Source organism: Bacillus sp. BD59S, assembly GCF_007363175.1.
GTDB lineage: Bacteria > Bacillota > Bacilli > Bacillales > Bacillaceae_G > Bacillus_A > Bacillus_A pacificus.
This window is the reverse complement of the sequence record NZ_CP034686.1, coordinates 488,911-515,525: the sequence shown is the minus strand read 5'-3', so window position 1 is coordinate 515,525 and position 26,615 is coordinate 488,911. Positions and strand designations below refer to the sequence as shown.

The 26,615-nt window shown below is 34.6% G+C and carries 22 protein-coding genes and 1 pseudogene; 2 read left to right on the top strand and 21 right to left on the bottom strand.

What is annotated here, in order from left to right; all coding sequences use genetic code 11:
* Window positions 1–58 precede the first annotated feature (58 nt).
* The 14 genes from EKQ63_RS04625 to EKQ63_RS04555 form a co-directional block, all read right to left on the bottom strand.
* Entirely contained in the window at window positions 59–796 is a 738-nt protein-coding gene (locus tag EKQ63_RS04625; RefSeq protein ID WP_143880763.1) for a C39 family peptidase, read from the bottom strand.
* A gap of 13 nt (window positions 797–809) precedes the next feature.
* Window positions 810–1,631 carry a transporter gene (locus EKQ63_RS04620; RefSeq protein WP_143880762.1) on the bottom strand — a complete coding sequence of 274 codons (822 nt, stop codon included), beginning with the start codon at window positions 1,629–1,631 and terminating at the stop codon, window positions 810–812.
* 223 nt (window positions 1,632–1,854) lie between these two features.
* Complete coding sequence (locus tag EKQ63_RS04615) at window positions 1,855–3,105, bottom strand: sensor histidine kinase (RefSeq protein ID WP_087997459.1); 1,251 nt, start codon at window positions 3,103–3,105, stop codon at window positions 1,855–1,857.
* Window positions 3,102–3,773: a response regulator transcription factor gene (locus EKQ63_RS04610; RefSeq protein ID WP_001238626.1), complete on the bottom strand. Its 672-nt coding sequence runs from the start codon at window positions 3,771–3,773 to the stop codon at window positions 3,102–3,104. The genes EKQ63_RS04615 and EKQ63_RS04610 overlap by 4 nt, the downstream gene beginning before the upstream one ends.
* Before the next feature lie 212 nt (window positions 3,774–3,985).
* Window positions 3,986–4,690 carry a metallophosphoesterase family protein gene (locus tag EKQ63_RS04605; RefSeq protein ID WP_143880761.1) on the bottom strand — a complete coding sequence of 235 codons (705 nt, stop codon included), beginning with the start codon at window positions 4,688–4,690 and terminating at the stop codon, window positions 3,986–3,988.
* 415 nt (window positions 4,691–5,105) lie between these two features.
* Window positions 5,106–6,482 (bottom strand): ABC transporter substrate-binding protein, encoded by a 1,377-nt coding sequence (locus EKQ63_RS04600; protein ID WP_087997461.1) that lies wholly within the window; start codon window positions 6,480–6,482, stop codon window positions 5,106–5,108.
* 21 nt (window positions 6,483–6,503) lie between these two features.
* Window positions 6,504–7,325, bottom strand: a complete 822-nt coding sequence (locus EKQ63_RS04595) for a carbohydrate ABC transporter permease (protein WP_087953896.1) — start codon at window positions 7,323–7,325, stop codon at window positions 6,504–6,506.
* Complete coding sequence (locus tag EKQ63_RS04590; protein WP_087953897.1) at window positions 7,322–8,254, bottom strand: carbohydrate ABC transporter permease; 933 nt, start codon at window positions 8,252–8,254, stop codon at window positions 7,322–7,324. Before EKQ63_RS04590 ends, EKQ63_RS04595 begins: the two co-directional genes overlap by 4 nt.
* Window positions 8,254–9,351 (bottom strand): ABC transporter ATP-binding protein, encoded by a 1,098-nt coding sequence (locus EKQ63_RS04585; protein ID WP_140168795.1) that lies wholly within the window; start codon window positions 9,349–9,351, stop codon window positions 8,254–8,256. The genes EKQ63_RS04590 and EKQ63_RS04585 overlap by 1 nt, the downstream gene beginning before the upstream one ends.
* Window positions 9,348–9,914: a glycerol-3-phosphate responsive antiterminator gene (locus EKQ63_RS04580; RefSeq protein WP_087953899.1), complete on the bottom strand. Its 567-nt coding sequence runs from the start codon at window positions 9,912–9,914 to the stop codon at window positions 9,348–9,350. The genes EKQ63_RS04585 and EKQ63_RS04580 overlap by 4 nt, the downstream gene beginning before the upstream one ends.
* 305 nt (window positions 9,915–10,219) lie before the next feature.
* Entirely contained in the window at window positions 10,220–10,900 is a 681-nt protein-coding gene (locus EKQ63_RS04575; protein WP_087953900.1) for a GNAT family N-acetyltransferase, read from the bottom strand.
* Window positions 10,901–11,047: 147 nt separating this feature from the next.
* Window positions 11,048–11,917: an ankyrin repeat domain-containing protein gene (locus tag EKQ63_RS04570; RefSeq protein ID WP_140168796.1), complete on the bottom strand. Its 870-nt coding sequence runs from the start codon at window positions 11,915–11,917 to the stop codon at window positions 11,048–11,050.
* 436 nt (window positions 11,918–12,353) lie between these two features.
* Entirely contained in the window at window positions 12,354–12,857 is a 504-nt protein-coding gene (locus EKQ63_RS04560; RefSeq protein ID WP_087953901.1) for a nitrous oxide reductase accessory protein NosL, read from the bottom strand.
* A 131-nt stretch (window positions 12,858–12,988) separates the two neighbouring features.
* Window positions 12,989–13,243, bottom strand: a complete 255-nt coding sequence (locus EKQ63_RS04555) for a hypothetical protein (protein WP_000857644.1) — start codon at window positions 13,241–13,243, stop codon at window positions 12,989–12,991.
* A 253-nt stretch (window positions 13,244–13,496) separates the two neighbouring features.
* Between EKQ63_RS04555 and EKQ63_RS04550 the strand changes: the two genes are divergently transcribed.
* The gene (locus EKQ63_RS04550; protein ID WP_087997466.1) at window positions 13,497–14,801 is read left to right on the top strand and encodes a CitMHS family transporter; all 1,305 of its coding nucleotides are present in this window, start codon (window positions 13,497–13,499) and stop codon (window positions 14,799–14,801) included.
* A gap of 42 nt (window positions 14,802–14,843) precedes the next feature.
* Here the strand turns inward: EKQ63_RS04550 and EKQ63_RS04545 are convergent, their stop codons facing one another.
* The 7 genes and pseudogenes from EKQ63_RS04545 to colA all read right to left on the bottom strand — a co-directional run bounded on the left by EKQ63_RS04545 (window position 14,844) and on the right by colA (window position 24,791).
* Window positions 14,844–15,536 (bottom strand): response regulator, encoded by a 693-nt coding sequence (locus EKQ63_RS04545; RefSeq protein WP_087953903.1) that lies wholly within the window; start codon window positions 15,534–15,536, stop codon window positions 14,844–14,846.
* The gene (locus EKQ63_RS04540) at window positions 15,536–17,146 is read right to left on the bottom strand and encodes an ATP-binding protein (RefSeq protein WP_011039983.1); all 1,611 of its coding nucleotides are present in this window, start codon (window positions 17,144–17,146) and stop codon (window positions 15,536–15,538) included. Before EKQ63_RS04540 ends, EKQ63_RS04545 begins: the two co-directional genes overlap by 1 nt.
* 146 nt (window positions 17,147–17,292) lie before the next feature.
* Window positions 17,293–18,153 (bottom strand): methyl-accepting chemotaxis protein, encoded by an 861-nt coding sequence (locus tag EKQ63_RS30650; protein WP_373687608.1) that lies wholly within the window; start codon window positions 18,151–18,153, stop codon window positions 17,293–17,295.
* 78 nt (window positions 18,154–18,231) lie between these two features.
* Window positions 18,232–19,269 (bottom strand): annotated as a pseudogene (locus EKQ63_RS30645) (cache domain-containing protein); the annotation flags it as partial.
* 241 nt (window positions 19,270–19,510) lie between these two features.
* Window positions 19,511–21,085: a flotillin lipid rafts scaffold protein FloT gene (locus tag EKQ63_RS04530; protein ID WP_087953905.1), complete on the bottom strand. Its 1,575-nt coding sequence runs from the start codon at window positions 21,083–21,085 to the stop codon at window positions 19,511–19,513.
* 12 nt (window positions 21,086–21,097) lie between these two features.
* Entirely contained in the window at window positions 21,098–21,646 is a 549-nt protein-coding gene (locus EKQ63_RS04525) for an NfeD family protein (protein ID WP_000242441.1), read from the bottom strand.
* Between the two features lie 247 nt (window positions 21,647–21,893).
* A complete protein-coding gene (colA, locus tag EKQ63_RS04520; RefSeq protein ID WP_143880760.1) occupies window positions 21,894–24,791 on the bottom strand; it encodes a collagenase ColA in 2,898 nt (965 codons plus the stop codon).
* A gap of 246 nt (window positions 24,792–25,037) precedes the next feature.
* Between colA and opuD the strand changes: the two genes are divergently transcribed.
* Window positions 25,038–26,588 (top strand): glycine betaine transporter OpuD, encoded by a 1,551-nt coding sequence (gene opuD / locus EKQ63_RS04515; protein ID WP_143880759.1) that lies wholly within the window; start codon window positions 25,038–25,040, stop codon window positions 26,586–26,588.
* Window positions 26,589–26,615: the final 27 nt, after the last annotated feature.

Genomic DNA, 26,615 nt, shown 5'->3' with positions numbered 1-26,615 from the left:
ACAAAAAACACCCACAAAACCCTCTCTTACAATTCCTTACATCTCTTTCCTTACTAATTCATTTAGAGCTTTTCACATAGCTAATCGCCTGACTCCCCATTTGCACCCATGCCTGTTCAAAACTTTCTCTCGGTACTTTTACATCTAAACTGTCACTTAGAGGATCTCGAATATATACAAATTCCTTATCATATCCAATAAGCACTACACAATGTTCATTATACGTAATAGAAACATCTCCACTATTTGTTTCCCACGTAGTAAATTCATTCTCATCTAATAGTGTAAATGTTGCATTCGTAATCATAACTACCGGTTTCCCCGATTTTACACTCTTATAAACTTCTTCTATACTCTTCCCTGTTAAGTCTATAGCTTTATTAGGTAAATATTTTTTCACTAATTGAAAAAGTGGTCCATGATATACACCATATCCAGATTCAGAAAAGGTATAAATATTCCCTACAAATCCTTCATTCGGATCTCCTCTTACACCATTGTCTAAAAAATTCACCTTTTTGATTTCACTTGCCAATTCCATCTTATCTACTGAAACACCTGCATATTGTAACAGCATCGCTAAGCTCGTTACTTCGCATCCTCTATCCAGCTCTGGTAATTGCTGAATTAAGGGTACATTTGATAAGATGACCTTTTCATCATTATTACTAATTCCGCTTTGTATATTGAAGAATGTTAACTTCTCCACATACTTTGTAATTCCATTTGTATATACATTCCATACTGCTATACCGAGTACAGCCATACATATATACCACTTCCATTTCCGTATCACTCTCACGCCCTTTTTAGTTCGTTAAATAAGAATAAAACGCGTCAGCATCCGTGCGAATTACCGGTACAAAATTTAGTTCTTTTCCTTTTTCAGGCTGTTCTTTTTTTATTTTTTCTGCTAGTTCTTGAGCGTTCCTATTCGTTTTATCCATATTAAGCTCATCTGCCATTTGTAACACCTTTTGTTCATTAATTTCACTTAATACTTGATATATATCTTTACCATATAAATCAATATGATATTTTTTTGCCTCTTCTTGCACTTTTTGTTCATACACTTCTTGTGCTAACTCTTCTATCCCTTTTCCTTTTTGTGAAATCCCTAACTTCCCTGCTTCCTCTCTTACTTTCCTTCCATAGATTTCTTCCGCAATTTCCTCTATTTCTTTTCCATTTGTTGAAATGCCTAGTTTATCCGCTTCATCATTAATTTTAATCGTATTAATTTGATTAATTAAATTTACAATCGTTGTATTCTCTATAGATATGCCTAGCTTTAGCGCTTCTTGCTTCACTTTTGTTTCATAGATTTCTTCTGAAAGAGTTCCAACATCTTTTCCTTCAATTGAAATTCCTAGCTGCTTCGCTTCTCTTCCTACTTCCGTCTCATGGATTTCTTTTTCTAGCGTAATTTGTTCTTTCCCTGCCGTTTCAATCCCTAAATTCTCCGCCTTTTCTTCTGTATGCACAGCATGTATCTTTCCATTGTTTAATTGTTCTTTGCTGCGCTGCTTGTAATCTGTCTTTCCTTTTGATGTTTCAGAAGGAGAGGCACCCCCTAATATACTTAAACTCATTACTCCAATAGTGAATACCATCATCATTTTCTTTTTCAAAATTAATTCCTCCCTCTTACAACTTCTTTTCCATCATGCCCATAAATTTTTTAATACTATACATAATCGAAATAACATTCTGATTGATATAATCTGCTCAAATACCTTTTTATAATCGTTTCTTTATAGGGCGAACTTTTCTGTATATAATACATGTTAAAAATAGTTTCTTAACTTTCCCTTAAAAAAAGACGACCTTGTAAAAACAAGATCGTCTTCTCACTTATATTCTTTGGTTTTTAGGAAGAATCACTTCAAAGCAAGTACCCTCTCCCAATTGGCTCTCTACCGATATTTTCCCATAATGCTTTTCTACAATCCAGTTCGCGATTGAAAGGCCTAATCCCGCTCCTTCTGACGCACTTCTCGCTTTATCTCCTTGATAAAAACGATTAAATAGTTTTGGGATGTCCTCATCTTTTACTCCTATCCCATCATCTTTCACTCGTATACGAATCGAACTGTTCGTTTGCGTACAATCAATTTGAATATGCCCACCTTCATTCGTATACTTCATCGCATTATCTAACAATATGACCATCATTTGATGAATCCGCTCTCTATCCCCCATAAAAGATACGCCACGTTCTACTTTTAGTATCATTTCTTTTTCTTGATAAGAAGCAATCTCCTTATATGGAGCTACTATTTCTTCTAACAATTTATCGAGTTCAAATGTTTTCTTATCCATCTCAATTTGATTAGAATCAGAGCGTGCTAGCAATAATAAATTACTAACGAGTTTTGATAACCGCCTACATTCTTTTGAAATTGTAGAAATATCCATCGCTTTTTCTTCTATCGTAGCGGATGGTGACTGGAATAAAACATCCGTTTTTGATTGAATAACTGCAAGCGGTGTCCTTAGTTCATGTGATGCATCAGAAACGAATTGCTGCTGTTTTTCCCATGAATTTTGAATGGGTACAAGTGCCCTGCCAGCTAAGAAAAAGCCAATTCCTATTGCACATAAACTTCCTACGCTACAACCTATCACAAGAATTAAAAATAAAGTATGTAACATTTCTTTTTCAGCTGTTATATCCCTTGCAATTTGAACTATTTTTGCATCTTTCTGAAATGCAAATATTCTAAAATATTGTCCTTGTACTTCTATATCTTGCAAAGTTCCTAATTTCTTTGGAGAAAACTTTTCCAAATTATCTTCAAAGATAAAACGACGTTTGCCGTTTTCAATATCTATCTCCACCGTGTTTCCCAGCCAAGTTAACTCCATTATCCTTGGATCCCCAATTGGAGGATATCCCCTAATTTTTTTAGGTAGTTTTTTATCATCTGCATTCTTTCTATGTTGAACGGCTTTTTCTATTGATTCATTTACTCCACTATAAATACGCTTATATGTGTAAGAATAAATGATACTACCTAATACGCCTATCAAAATGATAAATACTAATGAATTCAATATAGTCAATCGAATACGCGTCTTCTGAAACATACTTCCCTTTTTCATTGTTCTTTTAATATATATCCAATACCTCGAACGGTTTGAATATCTTTCTGATAACCGAATGGCTCTAATTTTTTACGTAAATGATGTACATACACTTCTACAATTGCCACTGTCGTATCTGAATCAAATCCCCAAACACGATCAAAAATTTGTTCACGCATTAAAATCTTTCCGCTATTTTGAACGAGGTACTCTAGAAGCTCATATTGTTTTAATGTTAACTTCATACTTTGTCCATCTACTTGAACATCTTTATCTTTTCCAAACAGTTCAATCCCTTTATAGCGAATAGTCTGCTTTGTTGTTAAACTACCGCTTCGTCGCAATAAAGCACGAATTCTCGCTTTTAACTCTGGAGCCTGAAATGGCTTAACGATATAGTCATCTCCACCAAAATCCAACCCTTTTACGCGATCTTCTAAAGAATCTCTCGCTGTTAAAAACAGGACTGGTGTTTCAATCTTTTCATCTCGTATTTTTTGAATCACTTCAAAACCGTCCATTTCTGGCATCATCACATCAAGCAAAATAGCGTCATATATATTTTGTAATGCTAGAAATAATCCATCTTCTCCATTCAATGCTGTATCTACTTCAAATTCGTCGCGTAATATTTGGACAATAGACTCTAATAAGGAAGCATTATCTTCTACTACGAGTAAGCGCATATTCTCACCTTCCACCATATCATTCAATTCTATTTATAATCACATTCCTGCTTTTCCTAACAAAAGAATATAATCATATTTTGTAACTTCATTTTTAATTCGTTCTTTCTACACTTTTTCTTGATATAGAATTTTAAAGATTAATTATAAAAACTCTTCCTTAAATTTTGCTTAATAAAAAGTTGAAAGAAATAAGATTCTCCTTATCTCTTTCAACTTTTTATTACGTACACCTTTTTACTCGTCAATTCTAAACAATTTAGCTGGCCGCCATATACAGCACCGCCATCAATTCCAATAATTCGATTACTACCAAAATACACGCCGCAATTCTCACTACCGTGAAGCGTTTTTGTTTCCGTATGACCAAATATAACAACCTTTTCACCGCTATATCCATTATGAAACTCATTACGGATCCACATTAACGTATATGGTTCACATTCAGAAACTCGTTTCAATGGCTCAACACCAGCATGTACAAATATATACTTTTCTGTTTCAATGTAATGATCTAATTCTTGAATAAACTTTACATGTTCTTCTAAAACATGCGATTGTAAAATCGGTTTTTGGAAGTCTTCCTCATTAACTACAATATCTTCTTCTACAAATCCATAGCTGTATAAAGTCTTATCTCCACCGTTTCTTTTTACCCAATGGTTCCATGAACGTTCTTCATTTGTAGTTAACGCCTTAATCATCATATCTTCATGATTGCCCTTTAAAACGAAGGCCCCCTCTTCTTTCAATTCTTTTACCCTTTCAATTACAGCACGCGCATTTGGACCACGATCTACATAATCTCCTAGTAAAATTAGTTGATCCTGTTTTGCATCGTATTGAGCTTCTTCCAATAACTGTTCGAACTTTTCTATCTCTCCATGAATATCACTAATAACAAGAATTCTTTTCATATTATCCCCTTCTTTCTAAGCCACTCTCTTTCTAATTATAGTTCAAAACGGCAGAAATTTCTGAACCCAAATCCGAAATCACATTTATTACAAATAAAACGATTATCCTTACAACAATGTAAGTCTCTTGTCATCCAATTCGATAGTTGCGATTGCTATATTTCCTTATACTAAAAGTAAGAAATGAAACAAAAAACAAGGAGAGATGAGATATGAAAAAAGTGATGGAAGTTATGGTAGCAGTGGCAGAGGTTTTCGTAAATGGCAAACAAGTTGCAATGGATTTAAACAAATAATGAAAAGGACAAGATTCATTCTAGACCCTTTACTCATATAAAAGAGATAAGACTTCTTCATTTTTTTGATCCCTTATCTCCTAAAAAAAGCCGTATCCTTTTTCGGATACGGCTTTCTCTTATTTTTGACTCGTACGAGCTGAAATACTAATTGCTCTATCTGTAGCTTTTGCAGCTTCATCTAACGCTTCTTTACTATTCTTTCCGTCATACATTGCTTCTAATGCTTTTACAACTGCATCTCGTGATTCTGGGAATACACTAATTAAAGCACCTTGTGTTGCTGGAGATTGTTTCGTCGCTTGCAATTGATCTACTGTTACTTTCAACTGTGGATATTTTTCATATTGCTCCTTCACTAACGGTTCATTATATGCGTCCGGATTAATAGAGAAATAACCTGTTGCAGTATGCCATTTTGCTTGTACATCTGGCTTCGTTAAATATTTCATAAAGTCCCAAGCACCTTGTTGTGTTTCTTCTGAAACCATATTCGTCATCCATAATGATGCACCACCAATAACAACACCATTTTGTTTTGAATCTTCTGGGTATGGAATATATGAAACGCCTACATTAAACTTAGATGCATCAATTAAATCACGAACACCTGCTGAAGAATCTAAATACATAGCAACTTGTCCAGACTGGAACGCGGCACGAATATCATCCCAACTTGCTCCATACTTTCCTAGTGCACCAGCTTTATTTAACTCATCTAGCATCCCAAATACTTTCTGTCCTTCTTTACCGTTAAATACAGCTTTCTTTGCAGCATCTTTACGACCATTTTCATTATCTACATATAAAGCGCCTTGTGTCGCTAACAATTCTTCAAAGAACCAACCATAATTCAGCATTGAAAATCCATATTGTTTTACATTTCCGCCTTCTTTAATCGTTAACTTTTTCGCTGCTTCTTGTAATTCCGCATATGTTTTTGGAGCTTTCTCTGGATCTAAGCCCGCCTTTGCGAAAGCATCTTTATTATAAATTAATACTGGTGTAGATGAATTAAATGGCATAGAATACATTTTTCCATCAACTGAATAATAATTTGTAATTGCTTTTTCCAACTTTGAAGTATCGTACTTATCTTTTTTTATCCAACTATCAATTGGCGTAATTTTTTTACTATCAATCATATATTTTGTTGTAATTTCACTCGACTGAACAAGAGCTGGCGCTTCTTTCGTAGCAGACATCGTTCTAAACTTCGTTAAAGACTCTTCATATGTTCCTTGGAACTCTGGCTTTATCTCGTATTTATTTTGTGACTTATTATAGTCCGCAACAAGCCCATCTAGCACGCCTTGTGTTTTTCCACCCATCGCATGCCAAAAACGAATTACAGTTTTATCACCATTTTTTTCAACTGGTGCTACTTTTGCCTGCGCTTCCGGTTTTCCTTCTGTTTTACTATTTGAACAAGCTGCACTAGATAATGCCATTGTTGCTATCATTAATAGAGCAGCACCTTTTTTAACTAGACTCATTTTAATCTCACCTTCTCTTAGTTATTTAATTGCACCTTTTGTTAATCCTTGTTGTAATTGCTTTTGCCCTAAAAATAGTAGAATCAATGTCGGAATTACGATAACCGTAACACCGGCCATTACGCTTCCCCAATCAGTTGCAACTTCTTGAGACTGAAGCTGCTTCACACCAATTTGGACTGTTCTTACCTTTTCATCAGTGGTCACTAAAAGTGGCCATAAGTACATATTCCATGTTGTTAAAAAACTATATACTCCAAGCGTAATAAAACTCGTTTTACAATACGGAATTACAACGCTAAATAAAAACTTTACATTTCCAATCCCTTCAATAAAAGCAGCTTCTTTCAGTTCATTCGGAAGCGTCATAAAGTGTTGACGTAGTAAGAAAATACCGAAAGCTGTTGCAAAAAATGGCACTGTCATTCCAGCGAAGCTATTGATCCAACCAAAGTTTTGAATCGTTAAAAAGTTAGGTACCATCGTCGCTTCCCACGGAATAAGCATCGTTGAAATAAACAGGAAGAAAATAAGATTTCTTCCTTTAAACTGAAGAAAGACGAAAGCATAGGCTGCTAAGCTTGATACGATAAGTTGTCCAACCATAACAACTGTCGATACAATTAAACTGTTATATAAGTATGTAAAAAGCGGTACTTTTTGAAAAATATTAATAAAATTATCAAAAGTAAATTGGGTCGGAAATAACCTTCTCATTTGAATATCGTCTGGTGTCATAAAGCTTATTAAAAATGCATAGAGTACAGGAAAAAACACCATTACTGCACTAATAATGAGCAGCATGTATAATAAGAAATTTTGTTTCCACTGTTTAACGATCATTTATAATGCACCTTTCTCTCAGCAAACTTGAATTGAAGTAATGTAGCAATGAAAATGAAAATAAATAATACCATCGCTTGTGTACTTGCTGTTCCAAATTGATGATTCACAAATGCCTCTTTATAAATCGAATATACAATTAAATTCGTTGCATCATTTGGTCCACCATGTGTTAAAATATCAATTTGTCCGAAGCTTTGGAACGCACTAATTAACGTTACTGTCACGATAAAGAATAAAGTTGGTGATAGCATCGGTAATGTAACACGACGAAGCTTATATAAATAGCTAGCACCATCTATAGATGCACTTTCATATAAAGACGTATCAATGTTTTGTAAACCACCTAATATAACTAAAAATGCAAATCCTGTATTCACCCAAACCGTTGTAACTGATACAGAGAACAATGCCCAATCCGGACTCGTTAACCATGCGATTGCAGGTAGATTCATAGAGGCTAATATATTATTAAATAATCCGACACTTGGATGAAATAAAAATAGCCAAATCACCGCACTAGCAGCTACTGATATTCCCATAGTGGAAGAAAATAACACCCGGAATACCCCAATACCTCTTACTTTTCCATTTGCAATCAATGCAAGAAATAAAGCGAGTATAATACTCGTAGGCACTGTATATACAACAAATAATAAAGTTGACTTTATGCTTTTGTAGAAAGCAGGATCAGAAAATAAGTATTGATAATTTTCTAAGCCAACGAAAAGATTAGCTTCTCCGTGTATATCTGTTAAATAAAAGCTATAGTAAATCGTCCTAAATAATGGATAAAAAAGAAAAATCGAGAATAATAAAATAGATGGCGCTAAAAATAATAATCCTATTCTTAAATCTTTCGTTCTACTCCATAAATTCTTCTTTTTTGCCACCTTTGCTTGGGCTGGTAACTTGCCTACTTCAATCATTATTTCGCCACCACTTTCAACTCTTCTTCAGCTACCACTTTTAATCGTTCATTCGTATTCTGATGAAAGAAGCATAACTTATCTTGTGAGAATAATAATTTTACTTTGTCACCTTTGTTCAAGAGTAGCTGTCCAATGACTTTTGCACTCCAAGTTGTTCCATTTATTGCGAAGTTTAATATAGATTCGTTGCCTAATACTTCTACAGATTGTAGCGTAACTTCTTGTCCTTCCTCACACAGGGCAATATGCTCAGGACGCATGCCTATGCGAATTATTCCTTCTGGTAATTGCTTTAACTGTCCAATAGATAACGGAATTTGCAATTGCCCTATATGTAATACACCTTTTTCTTTGTCTACTTCTCCATCATTTATATTCATCGAAGGAGACCCTATAAAACTTGCAACAAATTCATTTGCTGGTTCGTTATAGATGTCAAGCGGTGTTCCAACTTGCTGTATACTTCCTTTATTTAAAACCATGATGCGATCTCCCATAGTCATCGCCTCTATTTGATCATGAGTAACGTAAATCATTGTAATTCCTAAACGCTGCTGAATTTCTCTAATTTCAATTCTCATTTGCGCACGTAATTTCGCGTCTAAATTCGAAAGTGGTTCATCCATTAAACAAATCGGTGCTTGGCTCACGATTGCTCTAGCAAGCGCAACACGCTGTCTTTGTCCACCTGATAATTGACCTGGTTTCATTTTCACATACTCTTTCAGCCCTACCATTTCAATAGCTTCCATTAATCTCTTTTGCCGCTCTTCTTTTTGTACTTTCCTTACCTTAAGTCCAAATAAAATATTTTCTTCTACAGATAAGTGTGGGTATAGTGCGTAATTTTGAAATACCATTGATAGATTACGATCTTTCGGCTCTAAATCATTTGCAACACATTCATTAATAATTAAATCCCCCGAAGAAATTTCTTCTAGGCCAGCGATCATTCGTAATAATGTGCTTTTCCCACATCCTGAAGGCCCAACTAAAACAAAAAACTCGCCCTTCTTAATGTGAACCGATACACCCTTAACCGCTGTCTCTTCTGCATTTTTATATACCTTTGAAACATTTTTCAATTCAATCACAAAGTTGCACTCCTTTTTTCTTCTTGTATCCATACTTCATAGTGACTCGTCGAAATCGCACTCGCTCCTGCACGAATGGCAACTTCTGCATCTTCTCGCGTTTGAATCAATCCGCCTGCAATGATAGGAAATTCTATTTCCTCTGCTAACTGCTTAATAATGGAAGGCATAATACCAGGCATAATCTCTACTGCATTCGGTTTAGTCGTTTTACAATTTTCAATTGATTTTGTAAGAGATAAAGTATCGACAATAAAAATACGTTGGATCGTTTTTAATCCAATTTTATTGGCATTTCGAATTGTCGATCCTTTTGTTGAAATAATGCCTTGTGCTCCGATAACGTCTTGAATATACAAAAGTGCTTCCTCTGTATTCGTATTTAAACCTTGTATAAAATCACAATGAAGAAAGACATCATGTCCATGTTTCTGTAATTCATATACACGCTCTGGTAATTCCAGCATTGAACCCGTCATAAGAAAAACTGTTTTCGGTAATTTTTTGTATGTGTTGTATCCTTTCCAATCCTTTATCATCGCAATATAAGGTTCTTTAAACATTCATTCCACCTAACTTTTCTGTTTTTATCCAAACTAAAAACACCTACTTACATAGAGCACCTTTCTCCTTATTTGAACTCTAGGGAATAGAGCACACCTAAGAAAGTGGCACGTTATATGTAAGCGGGTGTTCTCAAATGTTCTCTACCCTAGTTATTTTGTTACCTTTACTATATTACGCATTTATTAAGTCAGTTTTGATAAATTGTTAATTAGGTGTTAATCGAATGTTAATATTCACCATATTTTTAACAATAATCTAAATATATGGATGAATCCCAACCGCAAACAACTATTTTTAAAATTTAAGTGATATGCAAATTCATTCCATAGTTAATTAGTTTTAGTTTTTTTGCAACTGCTCGTGAAGCAAAGTTATCCCAAGAAGTACTATAAAGTGGAATGCGGTTTTCTTCTTGTATTGATATCGCCCAGGCTGTAACAACATCAGTACCATATCCATTCCCTTGAAACTCCGCTAAAGTTTCCACACTCGCCTCAGCAGCTACAGGTGTACTCCTAGCACTGCAACATATAGAAACTACCTTTTCATTTTTTACAATTGCAAAGTAAGGTTGCCTCCACTCCATCTGTTCTATTAGATTAGGAAAATTTTCTCGCAAAAGCTCTTTATTCTTCTCTGTTATCTGTATTGTTCTAGTTGGCTTATGTAAATTATTAGAGAATATGAAAGCAGGGCCCATCCAAATATTTTTTACTGTTCTTTCTTCATTTAATACATGGATAATCTTTGCTATCTCTATATGATTTGAAGGTTCTCGAATTAATTTCTCAATCTTACCTACCGTTTCATCATCCAGATCACAATGATATCTCGTTATACTCCCTTCACGAGTTCTGCCAAGAAAAAAGCGTGGTGCTTTCGTATTTCCTTGTTCATTTACATATTTGATTTTTCCTACTTGATTATGAACAAATAAAACCTCTACTTGAATTACTATTAAATCAAGTTCTGAGAGCCTCACTTATATCCTCCTTAGTTACTTCATATACTATTTACAATCTATTTTTCATGCTCAAAATAAAAATCCCATTTACATACACATTACTGAATCCATCATGCTAACTGATTTCTTCATTCTGTCTATCTAAATGGGATTATTTTTCGTTTTTTATTCTACTGGTTGTTGTGGCTGTACTACTTCATTCGCTCCAGCTGTCCTCAACATATTTGCAATATCTTTAAAACCTCTTTTTTCAGCATATTGCAGTGGCGTAATATTCTCCTTATTGGCCATATTTACATCTGCACCGTGGTCAATAAGCATTTGAATTACTTTCTTATGGTTTTCACTACCATTTCCTAATACGATTGCTTCTACTAAAGCTGTTCCACCACGAGCATTTTTATAATTCACATCAATATCTGTATGCTCTAACAATTCTTTTACGACCTCTACATGGCCACGCTCAGATGCAGAAATAAGTGCTGTTCCACCTGACTTAGTCGTTTCTTTCGTATTAACTCCTGCATTAATTAATACTTTTACAATATCCGTATAGCCTTCTCTACTTGCATAAAGAAGTGGATTACTTTGTTTCTCATCTTTAATTTCAATATTAGCACCTGCACCAATTAATGCTTTCACTGTCTCTACATGATTTTGGTACGTTGCTGCAAGGACAGGTGTTTCTCCGTTGTCACCTTCTACATTTATATTCGCTCCATCTTGGATCAACTTCATAGCTGTTTCTGTGTCTCCAAGAGTTGCAGAAAGTAGCAACTGTTTGTCCATTAAATTTATACTTTTTTCTTCTTTAGATTCTTCCTGTTCTTTATGCTTCTCTTTTTTCTTTTCGTTTTTCACATGAACCGGTTTCGATTCTGGCTCTTCTTGCTTATCACAAGCCACTACGGTCATTAAAAGTCCTAATAACATACATAATAAAATTTTTTGTTTTCTCACAACTACAGCTCCTATGAAAGATAATGTTTTCTTAACCATTCCTCCATCACATACAATAACTCTTCTTGAGTACATTTATCCATAAGCCCTTTATATTCCTTCTTTAATTGGAGTATCTTAAACTTATACTATGTTTCTCAACCTATTGGAATGATACGCCTGATGGCCTCATCATTAACATTATGAAGCAATTAGTTTAGCACGTTTTCACCGCATTTGTATACATTTCTAAAAAGTACATAAAGTGAAACTTTAATCAGTGGGAGGGTTCACCCCACTGATTATTAGTTGAACCAATCGGGTATTTACGGGCTGTTGATCTCCCACCTAACTTCTTTGCTCCTGCCTAATTTTGAGGTGGGAGTTTTACTGCCTGTTAATACCGGGTAAATAATTGCTTTAGGTCACTACATTCCATTGTAACCGTTCTTCTAAAAATTTTACACCTTTTCTATATTTGCACCTGAATAATACTAGAAAAAGACAACTATATAGTTGTCTTTTTCTAGTATTAATGATGCCCACCGTGATTTCCCTTTTTCGGGTTCCCCATCATTTCTTTATTCATTTCCCATTTATGCTCTGCTAGCTCTTTATACGAAAGAACTTTCCCCTTATAGTTAGATACAAAGCTCTCTGCATCTTTTTTGTTTTTAAATGAAATGACATTATAAGCCATTGGTGTTGTAATTGTTTTATCATATACGTAAGTAGCGTCTTCTAACGAAACCCAATCTTTCGAATCATAATCTCGAACAAATTTTTCTTTCGTCTTTACACCTGGATTAATCTCCATCCATTTATACATACAACCGATATCATCAAACTTTAATGCTTTTCCATTTTCTAAAATGATTTCTGTTGCAAATTGATTATCCATTACCCCAATTTGGCAAATATCACACTTATCATGCTTCTCATCAATTGCCACAGCCTCTGCTTGTTTCTTACCACATCCTACAATTGTAAAGACAAAGAATAAGCATATAGCAAGCATCACATACTTTGTTCTCATTGTATTTCCTCCCTAACCTTATCTTCTACAAGGAGCATATCAAAAACTTGTGTGCGATTTGTGAAAAAACGATGTGTCTTTTGTAATATATGGAACAAAAAAGATGTGTAGTCCTCTCTACACACCTCTCATCATTCACAACCTGTAATTACTAAATCATCTTCTATTTTAATTAATAATGTATCTGTATGAATTTGCTGCCCAACAACTACATTTACTAATCTTATATTTCCACTGATGCCAACTGCAACTTTTTCAAGCTCACCGTTATTTTTTCGGATCATCATTAATTTTTCCCACTCATATACGTAAGAAGATTCATTAACAAAAATCTCTTCTACTTTTCCTTCATAAGAACTACAAATCTCTTCCATTCTTGTTTTCATATAAAATCTACTCCCTATTTCACACTTCAATATTTTCATCTTATTCTACCATTCTTATGGAGAGCAGCTTACTTTTTAAAAATTCAAATTAACTACCGTGAACAAAATGACCAAAATAAAAATTATGCTTCTAATGATGTTATTTTTCAAATTATTTACCATTCGAATGAATGCTTTTATGATAAACAAAAAAACCTTTTTCTGAATTTTTATTTTATTTTGAAAGCGCAATCATTTTTGAGGGGGAGATTACATGTTAGCACTACTTGGATTTGCGATGGTATTTGTCTTTATGTTTTTAATTATGACGAAACGTATGTCAGCACTAGTAGCATTAATATTAATTCCAATTACTTTCGCATTAATTGGAGGCTTTTATGCAGACATGGGGCCTATGATGTTAGAAGGAATTCAAAAACTAGCACCTACTGGTATTATGCTTATGTTTGCTATTTTATATTTTGGAATTATGATTGATAGCGGTTTATTCGATCCTGTCATTAGTAGGATTTTGAAATTTGTAAAAGGAGATCCTTTAAAAATTGTTGTTGGCACAGCAATTCTTACGATTATCGTTTCATTAGATGGGGATGGAACGACAACCTATATGATTACTGTTTCCGCAATGTACCCACTATATAAACGCCTTGGGATGAATCCACTTATATTAGCTGGGGTTGTTATGTTAGGTGCAGGGGTGACAAATCTTACACCGTGGGGTGGACCGACAGCTCGTGTTATGAGTGCACTTGGACTAGACGCTTCAGAGCTCTTTACACCACTTATACCAGGAATGATCGCTGGTGCACTTTGGGTAGTTTTCGTTGCTTACTATCTTGGCAAAAAAGAGAGAAAACGTTTAGGAATTATGGATGTACAATATTTAAAACAAATGCAAACAATGGATGAGCAAGCTGCAACATTAGAAGCTGCTGTTCATAAGCGCCCTAAACTTCTATGGATTAACTTTTTATTAACTGCTACCTTACTTGTCTGTCTCATACTAGAAGTTATGCCGTTACCTGTTTTATTTACAATCGCTTTCGCTATTGCTGTTATGATTAACTATCCGAACTTAGAGCAACAGAAAGAGCGTATTGCTTCTCATGCAGGAAACGTGTTAGCGGTTGTTTCTCTCGTATTTGCCGCTGGGATTTTCACTGGGATTTTATCAGGAACAAAAATGGTAGATGCAATGGCTAAAAGTGTAGTAACTCTTATACCAGACGCTCTTGGACCACAACTACCAATTATTACAGCTCTTCTTAGCATGCCATTCACATTTTTCATGTCCAATGATGCATTTTATTTCGGTGTACTACCTATTTTAACGAAAGCTGCTGCCACTTACGGAATTAGTGCAGCTGAAATGGGACGCGCTTCCTTACTCGGGCAACCTGTTCACTTATTAAGTCCTCTTGTCGCATCCACTTATTTATTAGTTGGGATGGCAAAAGTTGATTTTGGTGAACATCAACGTTTTACTTTATTGTGGGCAGTTGGAACGACAATGGTCATGTTGATTACTGGAATTTTAATTGGGATTATTCCAATATAAAATAAAAAACAGTAGCGGACATATATCCTCTACTGTTTTTTATTATGAAGAAACAAGAAAATATCTTCTTTCTGGTCTCCCTACACTCCCATATATAAGCTCCGCATGAACTTTCTTTCCTGATATTAAATATTCTAAATAACGCCTCGCTGTTGACCTGCTTACTCCGACCATTGAGCTTAGCACTTCCGCAGTAATACCTTCTTCATTCACTGTTAACATATGTTTTTTTATTTTTGCTAAAGTTAAGGGATCTATCCCTTTCGGGGCATATTCTATTTCATTTCCCTTTACGCCTCTTTGAGACCATAAATGTTCAATTTGTTCTATAGATAACTGATTATTTTTCTTTAGCTGTACAAGTTTTTTTTGATAATTTTCCAAACTTGTTTTAAATCGATCAAACATAAGTGGTTTTACGATATAATCTGTTACTCCACCTCGCAGGGCGTGCCTCACTACATCTGTTTCCGATGCAGCTGTAATCATAATAATATCTGTATCATGTAAATTATGTCTAATATATGTGACAAGTTCCGTTCCTTGCATATCAGGTAGGTACACGTCTAATAAAACGAGCTGTGGCTTCACAAGATCTAGCCATTCTTTCGCTTGTTCTCCATTCGTTGCTGTTCCGATGACTTTAAACCCCTCAATTTTTTCAGTAAAACGACGATGAATGTCCGCAATTCGAATATCATCTTCTACAATCAATACTTCAATCTCCTCACCCATTACAATTCGCCTCTCTCTTTTGGTAATGCAATAATAAACAATGCACCACCTAAATCCCCTTTTTCGATTGCGATACTTCCATTTAAATCTTCTACTAACTCTTTCACTTTTGCTAATCCATACCCTCGCTTCTCGCCTTCTTTCGTCGAGAAGCCTTTATAGAATATGCTAGTAATGACCTCATCATGAATCCCTTGTCCTGAGTCTTCCACTTCAATGACTATTTCTTCTCCAATATCAGTTACAAACATTCTTACTTTCTTATTATGTTCTTCATTTCTTTCAATCGCTTCAAATGCATTCGTAATTAAATTTCCTAAAATAGAAACGACATAATTACTCTCAATGTGCGGGCTTAATTTGTCTAAACTACTCTCTCTATCTAGCATAAAATCAATCTTCAACTCTCTTGCTCTATTATAGAATCCAATTAAAATCCCACCTAACCACGGATTTTGAATTCGCTTCATAATAAATTGAACAAAATCTTGATAGACCGCCGTTTCCTTATGAATAAGCTCTAAAGCATCTTCATATGATTCTAACTGGATAAGGCCTGAGAGCGTATACAATAAGTTATTATATTCATGCGTTTGCGCTCGTAATGCCTCTGTATATTGCTTCGTCTGAGATAATTCTGCTGTTAACTGATCCATTTCAGATTTCAAACGTAAGCTCGATACAACACCAGTTACTTTATTCTTTACTTTAATAGGTAGACGGTTCGCAATAACAGCCTGCCCTTTTATATTTAATTGACGATCAAACTGTTCTTCCCCAGTTTGAAGTACATCTAGTATCGTTGAATTAGGAATTACATCTAAAATAAATTCTCCAATAATATTTCGTTGTTCATCTAATGAAAGAATGTCATAAGCTGCTTGATTGACTAATCTAATCATCCCATTTTGATCAATGACAATAATCCCTTCACGTACAGATTGAATCACTGTACTATGCTCTTCATATAAAGATGAAATTTCTTCTGGCTCCATACCAAACATCATTCTTTTTATACTACCTGCTAAATATATAGAACCAATTATCCCAATTAAAAGACCTGCTATTGTAATCCAAAATACACGCTTTCCATACACTTCTACTGCACCATGAATATCATCCATTGAAAATCCAACAGACACCACGCCAATAATTTCATTTTCCTGATTACGGATTGGAACTTTTCCGCGTAATGAAGGGCCTAATGATCCAGTTGCTCTCGAAACATAAGATTTCCCTTCTAATAGAACCCCTTCGTTATCTCCACCAACCATTGCTTCTCCTATTTTATCTCGCTTAGGATGTGCATATCGAATCCCCTCTTTATTTCCAACTACAATAAAATCAGCATCTGTATCAATTCGAATTTTTTCTGCAATCGGCTGAATGATAGAAGCTGGATTTTCTTTTTGAAAAGCTTCCTTTATTTCAGGTATAGCAGCAACTGTTTTCGCAACATGCAAAGCCCGTTTCCCAATTTGCTCTTCTACCGTTTCAGATAATATGTAATAAAATAAGTAACTCGTTAACAGCAGTACAACTAAAATTAGTGTACTAATAGTTAATGTAATTCTCGGTTGTAGTTTTAATTTTTTTAATTTCAAAACCATTCCCCTAACATGATTAAAGATAGAATTTAAAGAATATACAGTCTCTTTAATTATACTTAATCATAACATGGTTACTCTATATTTCTTTTTCTATTCATAAAAAAGAAACGAAGTAAAATTATTACCTCGTTTCTTAGCATTCGTTATTACACTTTAAACTTACCAATCATCTCTTGTAATTCTTCTGCCATTTGTGATAAATGGACTGCTGCTGCATTTATTTCATCTACTGAAGCTAATTGTTCTTCAGAGGAACCAGCAATATTTTGAACGCTTGCTGCATTTTCTTCAATCGTAGCTGCAATTTCATTAATAGATGCACTTACTTGTCTTGCATCTACCGTCATTTGCTTTGCTACATCTACCATGTTATCAATTTGTACAACTGTATCATCCGTAGATTTCAATATTTCTGCAAAGCTTTGCTTCGTTTCATTTGCAACTACAAGCCCTGATTGTACTTCTGTCCCAACTTGCTTCATAGAACTTACCGTTTCCTTTATATCAAATTGGATCTCTTTTACTAGTTTTCCAATTTCCGTAGAAGACTGTCCTGATTGCTCAGCTAATTTTCGCACTTCATCGGCTACAATTGCAAATCCTCTTCCTTGCTCTCCAGCTCTCGCAGCCTCAATTGCCGCATTTAATGCTAATAAATTTGTCTGCTCTGCAATATGTTGAATCACCTCAAGGATTGCTCCAATTTGTTTTGATTTATCATCTAACAAAACAATGACTTTATCTGATTGTGAAACAGACTCATGGATTAATTGCATTTGATTCACAGTTTTTTCAACTAACCTTCCACCATCTTCAGCCTTTTTCTTCGTATACATAGATGCTGTGGATACTAATGAAGAACTATCTGCAACACGCTGAATTCCTTCTGTAACTTCTTCTAATAATGTTGCGCCTTCTTCAACTTCTTTCGTTTGTATTTCCGATCCGCTCGACACTTGCTCTATTGCTTGTGTAATTTGTTCCGTTGCTTCACTTGTCTGCTTCATACTAGCTGTTAATTCTTCTGAAGATGCCGCCACATGACTTGCTGAAGTATTTATATTAGAAATGACCTGATGTAATGATGCCGCCATCTCGTTAAAACTTTCTCCTAGCTGTCCAATTTCATCTTTAGAATGAACTGTAATTGTTTCTGTTAAATCGCCTTCACTAATCTTTTTCGATGATATAACAAGTTGTTTTAACGGACTAATAATAGAAGCAATTATGAAGTAAATTAAAATCCCACCAATTATTAATGAAATACCAATAACAGTTAGCGTTTTATAGAAAATAGGTTCAGCTGCTTCAATAATTTCTTTTGCAGGCATAATTCCTGCTAATTTCCATCCAGTTATCTTATTTGTTTTAAAAGTGATATGACGCTCTTCACCATCTAATGTGAAATTAAAATCACCTGTTTCTTGTTTGTACAACTCTTTTTCAAGCTTCTCTTCTACCTTATCTCCTGGCTTCATCGTCGGATGTGCTACTACATTTTTATCTTGATCAAAAATTGCTACATATCCTTTTTTACCGATATTAACCATCTTTGAAGTGTTTACGATATCATTAATAATTAAATCAATACCTAGAACACCGCTCTTATCCTCATTTTGCTTTGCTATTGTAATAACAATATTTCCTGTCGTTTTTGATTTATATGGAGCTGTAATAATTACTTCTCCACTTTTTTTCACTGCTTCTTTATACCAATCTCTTTCTGTAGGATTATATCCTTCTGGCATTTGAATAGACGGTGATTGAATAAACTGCCCATTGCTCGATCCAGTATAGATGGCTTCTAATTCTGGATGTAACTTATTATATTCTTCTAGTTTATTTTGGATATTTTGTATTTGATCCGTTTGGTAACTTGATTGTGTAAATAACTTCGTAAAATAAACTGCATCTACTTTTTTACTATCCAATTCTTTATTAATTACATTATCCAAAATTTTTATATTATCTTTCGCCGTTTGTGAAATCGTTTCATTAAAGTTTGTCTTCGCTTGCTGATAAGACGTCCAACCAATTACAATACTTGGAAGAATTAAAATGATAACAAATGATACAAGTAACTTTGCTTTTAGACTACTACTCCTTAATTTCCCTTGAAACATATTTTTACCCCTCCATACCGTTTTAAATGTAATTATCTCACATTTAATTTATTTATATAAATTACACGATTAATTGTATTAACTCTTCATCTCTTTTTTTATTAAATAGTTAATACATACCCTTTTCATTCTATATAAATTAAATAATTAAAACAATATATAAAAATGTATATTATTCGAAATATTATAATCCACAGAAAAACCTCTAGCATTGCACTTACTAGAGGTCCCTCCCGCTTTACTATTCTTTCTCTTTTTCTATTTCTTTTTTCTCATCTTCTACTACAGATACAACAGGTTTATCGCTTGATAATTGCTGTACTGCTCCTTTTCCAGCAAATCCTTCTAATAACTCTTTTAAATCAATGCCAGAAGATGCTTTTAACGTTTCTTGCATCGTTGCCATTAAATCAGTCGCATAACCTGCAACTTTTCCGGCGCCGCTATTTTTACCACCGCCGCCTGTATCCACAACTGTAATTTTATCAATGTTACTAAGTGGGCTTGCAACTTCCTTCGCATAACTTGGAAGCATTTTAAGTACCATATCCATAATTGCCGCTTGGCCATATAACTCAAATGCCTCTGCAATTTTTTGTTTCGCTTCTGCTTCCGCTAAACCTTTTAATCTGATAACATCGGCTTCTGCTGTACCTTGTGCTTTTTGTACTTCCGCTTTCGCTTGACCTTGCGCTTTCTCAATTTCCGCCTTCGCTAAACCTTCTACACGTACTTCTTCTGCACGTGCTCTCGCTTCTGCTTCAATCTTATATTGATCCGCATCTGCCTTTTTAATCTGTTTTACTTTTTCTGCTTCCGCTGATTGCTCGACAGCATAACGATCTGCATCTGCTTTTTTCTTTACTTCTGCATCGTATTGCTTTTCACGACGCGCAATCTCTTTTTCTTCTAATTCAATTTGTTTCTCACGCTCAATGATTTTAACGCGCATTTGCTCTTCTGTAACACCTTGTTGTGCTTTCGCCTGTTGTAATTCGTAAGAAAGATCCGCATCTGCACGAGCTTGTTCTTGCTCTCTCTTATAAGATTGTACTTTTAATTCTTTATGTTTTTCAGCTTCAGCAATTTGGGCATCACGTTGGTATTCAGCTTCTTTCGCTTCTTTCTCAGCACGAGCTTTTTCAATACGAGCTTCCTTTTCACGCTCTGCATTTGCAATTGTTGCATCACGCTTAACCGTCGCAATTTGCGGCTGACCAAGTGCATCTAAGTAACCGTTCTTATCCATGATTTCTTTAATGGTAAAGGAAACGATGCGAAGACCCATTTTCTTTAAATCTGTAGAAGCTACTTCATGCACTTTTTGAGCAAATTGCTCTCTATTACTATACGCATCTTCTACTGTCATAGAGGATAAAATCGCACGTAAATGACCTTCTAAAACCTCTTTTGCTTCTACCTTTAACTCTTCTGTTTCTTTTCCTAAATATTGCTCAGCTGCTGTAGATACTTCTTCGATTGTAGAACCTACTTTAATAATAGAAACACCATTTACTGTAACTGGAACACCTTGCTTCGTATACGTATCGCGTGTACCCACTTCTAACTTATAATTTAGTAGGCTTAAAGGTTCTGCTCTTTGCATAATTGGAACTACGAATGTACCGCCACCGCGAATAATCTTAATCTTCTTTCCATCATCAGTGGTAACTACATTTTTCCCACCACCAAGCCAGTTCCCTGTAACAATTAACGCTTCATCTGGTCCAACTGTTCGATACTTCGTAATGAATACTAAAATGAGTAGAATTAAAATTGCAAGTAAAACTCCACCAATAATTAATGGAATCGTCATGTAAATTCCCCCTTATAATTTTGGTTTTTTTAAAGAATAAGCGATGTTTTGTACAAGCAAAACACCATCTTGGACTCCCTCAATAATAACTTCAGTTCCTTGTGAAATATCTTTTTTCCCAATTGTTTTAGCTGGAATTGCATTACTTCCAAATTGGGAGGAGATTAATACTTCACCAAATCCTTCTGTAGGAATTGTCGTAATGACTTCTCCCTTGCAACCAATGAATTCATCCATACGTTGCACAGTATTTTGTTCTGCTTCTGCAATCGGCTTTAAAATTAATATTTTCATTATGAATACACCAATAAAGGATATAGCAAATGCAGCCACGAAAATAAGAATACTATTAAAGGAAAATAAATATTCTCCTATATAACTAAGTCCACATAGCATGGCGAAAAAACTAAGTAATAAAGTAACAACGGATACCGATCCGCCTCCAAAACTAAATATGGATTCAAATATATCCCCAAAAAAGATATAAATCACAGTGAGTATAGTAGCAATAATAAATCCGTATAAATAAATTGTTTCAAGTGGATAACCAAACAAAACCATTTCTTATCCTCCTCTCTTAAACAATCCCTTTTTTGTTATGTGTATGCCCCACCTCTTTCAAAGATTATTGTTCTTAATTTTCAGTTATTTACCTTTTAAAGAAAAGCCTGTAAGACAGGCCCCCTAAAAAAGAACAGGAGAAGCCTATTGTGACAGGCTCCTCCTAGTAAATAACCGATATATTATATATCTATATAATATACTGTTTTCCACAAAAAGTAAAGTTAAACATACATTGGAAAAGCACTTATTTTATTGATAATTCGTATGTTCCATCGCCATTATCATATTTATATACATACAAGTAATACTTACCTGGTTTTGCATTCATTTTTGCATCTATATGATTTCCATTTGCTTGACCGTAAGCAGCATAATTTTGCATATCTGATTCATGGTGAAGTACCCATGTCATCCCGATTCCATACTCATTTAAAACGGAAATATCGATATCTTTCGCTGATGCTACATTAAATGTATAAACATCAGTGTGATCCTCGCCGATAAGGCTACCTTTTATAGTATTGTTTAGCCCAATCTGATTTGCTTCCTCTGAACGATTATTTGGTTCTAATTCTTTTAAACTTCCCTCTTTAACCGTAACCGTTGTTTCGCTTCTGCTCTCTTTCCCTTTATCATCTTTTACTCTTAACGTTACTTTATATGAACCTTCTCTTTCATATACATGCACTGGATTTACTTCTGCACTTGTGCTTCCATCTCCAAAGTCCCATAAATAAGAAACGATTTTTCCATCTTCATCTTTTGAGCCATCACTTTTAAATTGAATACCTTCTTTTACAAGTCCATTATAAGGGCCGTTTATATTAATTGTTGGAGCTTTATTTTCTCCGTCATCTTTTGCGATACCGTGGAAGACTACATCATATTCAAATTGATTTGAGCTATTCACACGATAATTGACGAAGTATGCTGTAACAGTTTTGTAGCCACTCCATTCTTTTTGCGCCAATTGTTCTAAAGATTCATTTACTCTTTTACTCATTGCTTTCCAATCTTCTGATTCACCTTTTGTGACACTACCTGTATACGTACCTTCTAATGTAAATGTATTAAAGAATTGAGAATTATGTTTTGTCATTTTTGTATCTTTCATAGGCAACGTATCACTAATTTCTTTCTTCACCGCTGCTAACGACTTCGTTGCATGTTCAGCTAAATAATCATCAGCTACTTCTGGTACAGTGTATATATCTTGATTATCAATTAACTGCTGCATATACTCTTGATACTCTTTATTTAACTTAGGATCTTTACTTAGATTTTCACGATATGCATCATAATTTTTCACGTCATTCGCACGAATCAAATCTTGAATTTTATCAAATGTTTCAAACTGATGCGTATATAAGTAAGACTGCAATGCGAACGAGTAATTATAGAAATCCCAAGAACCGTATTTAGCAAATAGTGTGCGCTCTGCAGTATAACGGCTTGCAGGATCAGATGATAATCCACTAATGATGCTCTTTCTCGGTACTACATTATTTGTTCGAGTAGATCCTGCGAAAAATTCAGCATTCCCTTCTTGGAACCAAGTTAATCTCTCATTTTGATACATATCTCCTCTTCCGAATAAACCAGGAACTTCATATCTCCCTTGAAGATAATGAGTAAACTCATGGCGAAATAACTCTTCTAAACTATAAATACTTTGTTCTGGCGTGCGCTCATATGTAAAGAATGTTCCTGTTTCTTCAATATAAATTCCACCGTTGTTTGTTTCATATCCATACAATTGTCTATTTAACTGATATTCATCTGGACTATTATAAATTACGATCGTTAATATATCATCTGCATTTCCCGGCTCTAACGCTTTATCATTCCCAATTACACGATGATACTGCGCTTTTACTTCCTTTGCAGCCCAGTACAGTCTCTTAATTTTTTCTTCCGATACTTTATCTCCTGTTTTAAATACGATAGATCCATCATCAAATGTATACGTTTTTGGTAAGTACTGCTCTTTTCCTTCTTTACGTATTTTCTCTAAATCTACTGTATTCCCGCTATAATCTTTTCCGTTATAATTTGTTGTAATTTGTTCTACTGCGACAAAATACGGTTCACTTAAACGTGGATACATATGCATTGCCTGTGTCACAACTTCTAATCCTTTATTTGGATTACTGTGAAACTTCCCTAAACGACTAGCAAAGTAAATTCCATTATTAACGAGCCACTTATTTTCTGGTGTTACTTCATTTAGAAGAGCAATACGATTTATTTCATTAATAAATCCATCTACTTTTCCATACCACATCGTTTCATTCGCTTCTTTACGAGCCTCAATTAAGTAAGACTGTATATCATAATCAATCCCTTGCATTATATCGTATACAGCTTGTCCTTTCATACGATCGTCTACATACGTATGAAGATTATCATTATATTGTTTTAAAATATTAGCTGCGTATTGAACCGTTTCAACATCACTTGAAGCGTTACTAATCAATTTTCCGTATGCAGATACGACTGTATCTTGTTCATCTGTACCAAGCTTAAAGTTTGGATTTTTTGCGATTGCTTTTAAAGCAGGTAAACATTTGTCCTGGAAGCTTCTTTCATTTAATTCACTTAATTCATTATTATAAAATGCCAAATAAAAAGCTGAACGTAACACTTCCGTAAATGTTTGAATTCCTTTTGAATCATCTTTCGTAAATGTACTACCTCGATGAGCTAATTCATCTATAATAACTTGCATTTTCCCTTTATCTTTATAAAAAGCTTTTGCATCTTCATTAAACTGGAATAAGTCTGTAATTTGGTGCCACTTAATACTGCCTAATGTTTCAACTAATTCTTGATCATTCATTTTGTTTAAATCAGCCATTGAATAGCTTTCTTTAACTTGCTTTACTGTCGCTTTATTCGTAATAGATGCTGGTCGCTGTGAAAAGTCTCCTACTTTTAAACGTTCTTGAAACGATAATGTTTCCTCCGCTTTAGAAACGTGCCCAATCTCATCTACCGACTTTTCAATTCCAACCGGTTTCGTTTTCAACACGTTATACGGTACTTTTTCTTCCGCTGCTACATGAGTTTGAAGTGCACCTAACGATAAAGCCATTGTACTAATGCTAAGCATCACTTTATTGATCTTTGATTTCTTGTTCATATCCTTGCCCCCTATTTTAATATTCCATCCAAGAATTTAACATAAAATCTGGATACAACAATATAAAATGCAATATTTCATATTATTTCTTCCTATAATTTGTACATATCGTGAACGCATTGCTCTGTACCTCCCTAAAACAAATTGCATCCTTTCATATTATAAAAAGGGAATTTTTTGACAATTAAAAACTTAATTGTTATGATTATTATAATTGTTAACTTTATTAAACAAGGGTGGGATTCTATGATAAAAAAAGAAAACAGTGTATTTTATATCTCCTTCTTGCTAACAACATTATTCATTATATGGGGAATTACCCCAGCAAGTTGGATACAAGGCTACGATTTACAAAGTGTTACATCTTCTTTAAACTCATTTATCCTCAATAAATTTGGGTGGTTTTACTCTCTACTTATGACTACAATGATTATTTTGGCTGCTTATTTAGCATTTTCTAAGTACGGTTCTATTCGTCTTGGTAAAGATGGAGAAAAGCCAAAATATAATTATCCATCTTGGTTATCCATGTTGTTTGGGGCAGGAATGGGAATTGGACTCCTCTTTTATGGAATCGCTGAACCGATTTCACATTTTACAGATCCGTTAACAGGAAAAGCAGGTACAGAAGAAAGCGCTAAACTTGCTATGCAATATTCATTTTTCCACTGGGGACTCTTTCCGTGGTCACTATACGCAATGGTCGCTTTAACAATTGCATATTTCACATTCCGCAAACAAAAAGGTAGCACTATCGGGGCTACAGTTACTCCATTATTTAATCGATCGAAAAATTCTCGTATCGGAAAAGCAGTTGATATTCTAGCTGTTTTAGCCACAGTATTTGGCATTGTACCATCTGTTGGGATTGGTGCTCAACAAATCGCCGGAGGATTAAGCTATTTATTCCCTTCCATCCATAACACTTTACTTACTCAGCTCGTACTTATAGCTATCTTCGCTCTTTTATATTTAACAAGTGCACAAACTGGCTTAGATCGTGGGATTAAATATTTGAGTAACTTGAATTTCTCTCTTGCAGGTATTTTACTCGTTTCTTTCTTACTTTTGGGACCAACTGTATTTATTATGAAATATTTCACATCTACACTTGGTTCTTATATTGGTGATTTACCTAGCATGGGATTAAATTTAGGAGCATTTAGTGAAAAATCCTCTTCTTGGATTGAAAACTGGACTATTTTTTATTGGGGATGGTGGATCTCTTGGTCTCCATTCGTCGGTACATTCATCGCCCGTATATCTAAAGGACGCACAATAAAAGAATTTATCTTTGGAGTTGTATTAGTCCCAACTCTTATCTGTACATTTTGGTTTGCAGTATTTGGTGGTACCGCAATCCATATGGAAATGTTCCAATCGCTTGGAATAGCTGATGAAATTGCAAAAAATGGTACAGAGATTGGATTATTTGCTGTTATTTCACATCTACCATTCTCTACATTTTTAACGATTATCGGGTTAATTTTAGTAGCCACATTTTTCGTTACTTCTGCCGATTCAGCAACATTTGTTGTTTCAATGCAAACGAGTAACGGAAGCTTATCACCGAAAAATAGTTTAAAACTTATATGGGGATTAACAATCGCGATAATTGCCGCTATTTTATTACAAGCTGGAGGATTAAATGCACTACAAATTGCAGCTATCATTGCAGCACTACCATTTTCTATCGTAGTCGTTCTTATGGTTACTTCGCTCTTTAAAGAGTTGCAAAAGGAAAATGTTAATTCACAAACAAAAGAAGTTCCCCAAAAAATAAAAAAGGTTATGTAACGATTGGCGCCTCAAATCACTCCTAAA

Excerpts from the sequence above, each read along its gene's own strand:
- EKQ63_RS04615 (WP_087997459.1), bottom strand. The coding sequence starts at position 3,105 with ATGAAAAAGGGAAGTATGTTTCAGAAGACGCGTATTCGATTGACTATA.
- EKQ63_RS04610 (WP_001238626.1), bottom strand. The coding sequence starts at position 3,773 with ATGCGCTTACTCGTAGTAGAAGATAATGCTTCCTTATTAGAGTCTATT.
- EKQ63_RS04605 (WP_143880761.1), bottom strand. The coding sequence starts at position 4,690 with ATGAAAAGAATTCTTGTTATTAGTGATATTCATGGAGAGATAGAAAAG.
- EKQ63_RS04600 (WP_087997461.1), bottom strand. The coding sequence starts at position 6,482 with ATGAGTCTAGTTAAAAAAGGTGCTGCTCTATTAATGATAGCAACAATG.
- EKQ63_RS04595 (WP_087953896.1), bottom strand. The coding sequence starts at position 7,325 with ATGATCGTTAAACAGTGGAAACAAAATTTCTTATTATACATGCTGCTC.
- EKQ63_RS04590 (WP_087953897.1), bottom strand. The coding sequence starts at position 8,254 with ATGATTGAAGTAGGCAAGTTACCAGCCCAAGCAAAGGTGGCAAAAAAG.
- EKQ63_RS04580 (WP_087953899.1), bottom strand. The coding sequence starts at position 9,914 with ATGTTTAAAGAACCTTATATTGCGATGATAAAGGATTGGAAAGGATAC.
- EKQ63_RS04570 (WP_140168796.1), bottom strand. The coding sequence starts at position 11,917 with ATGTACTCAAGAAGAGTTATTGTATGTGATGGAGGAATGGTTAAGAAA.
- EKQ63_RS04560 (WP_087953901.1), bottom strand. The coding sequence starts at position 12,857 with ATGAGAACAAAGTATGTGATGCTTGCTATATGCTTATTCTTTGTCTTT.
- EKQ63_RS04555 (WP_000857644.1), bottom strand. The coding sequence starts at position 13,243 with ATGAAAACAAGAATGGAAGAGATTTGTAGTTCTTATGAAGGAAAAGTA.
- EKQ63_RS04550 (WP_087997466.1), top strand. The coding sequence starts at position 13,497 with ATGTTAGCACTACTTGGATTTGCGATGGTATTTGTCTTTATGTTTTTA.
- EKQ63_RS04545 (WP_087953903.1), bottom strand. The coding sequence starts at position 15,536 with ATGGGTGAGGAGATTGAAGTATTGATTGTAGAAGATGATATTCGAATT.
- EKQ63_RS04540 (WP_011039983.1), bottom strand. The coding sequence starts at position 17,146 with ATGGTTTTGAAATTAAAAAAATTAAAACTACAACCGAGAATTACATTA.
- EKQ63_RS30650 (WP_373687608.1), bottom strand. The coding sequence starts at position 18,153 with ATGAAGCAGACAAGTGAAGCAACGGAACAAATTACACAAGCAATAGAG.
- EKQ63_RS04530 (WP_087953905.1), bottom strand. The coding sequence starts at position 21,085 with ATGACGATTCCATTAATTATTGGTGGAGTTTTACTTGCAATTTTAATT.
- EKQ63_RS04525 (WP_000242441.1), bottom strand. The coding sequence starts at position 21,646 with ATGGTTTTGTTTGGTTATCCACTTGAAACAATTTATTTATACGGATTT.
- colA (WP_143880760.1), bottom strand. The coding sequence starts at position 24,791 with ATGAACAAGAAATCAAAGATCAATAAAGTGATGCTTAGCATTAGTACA.
- opuD (WP_143880759.1), top strand. The coding sequence starts at position 25,038 with ATGATAAAAAAAGAAAACAGTGTATTTTATATCTCCTTCTTGCTAACA.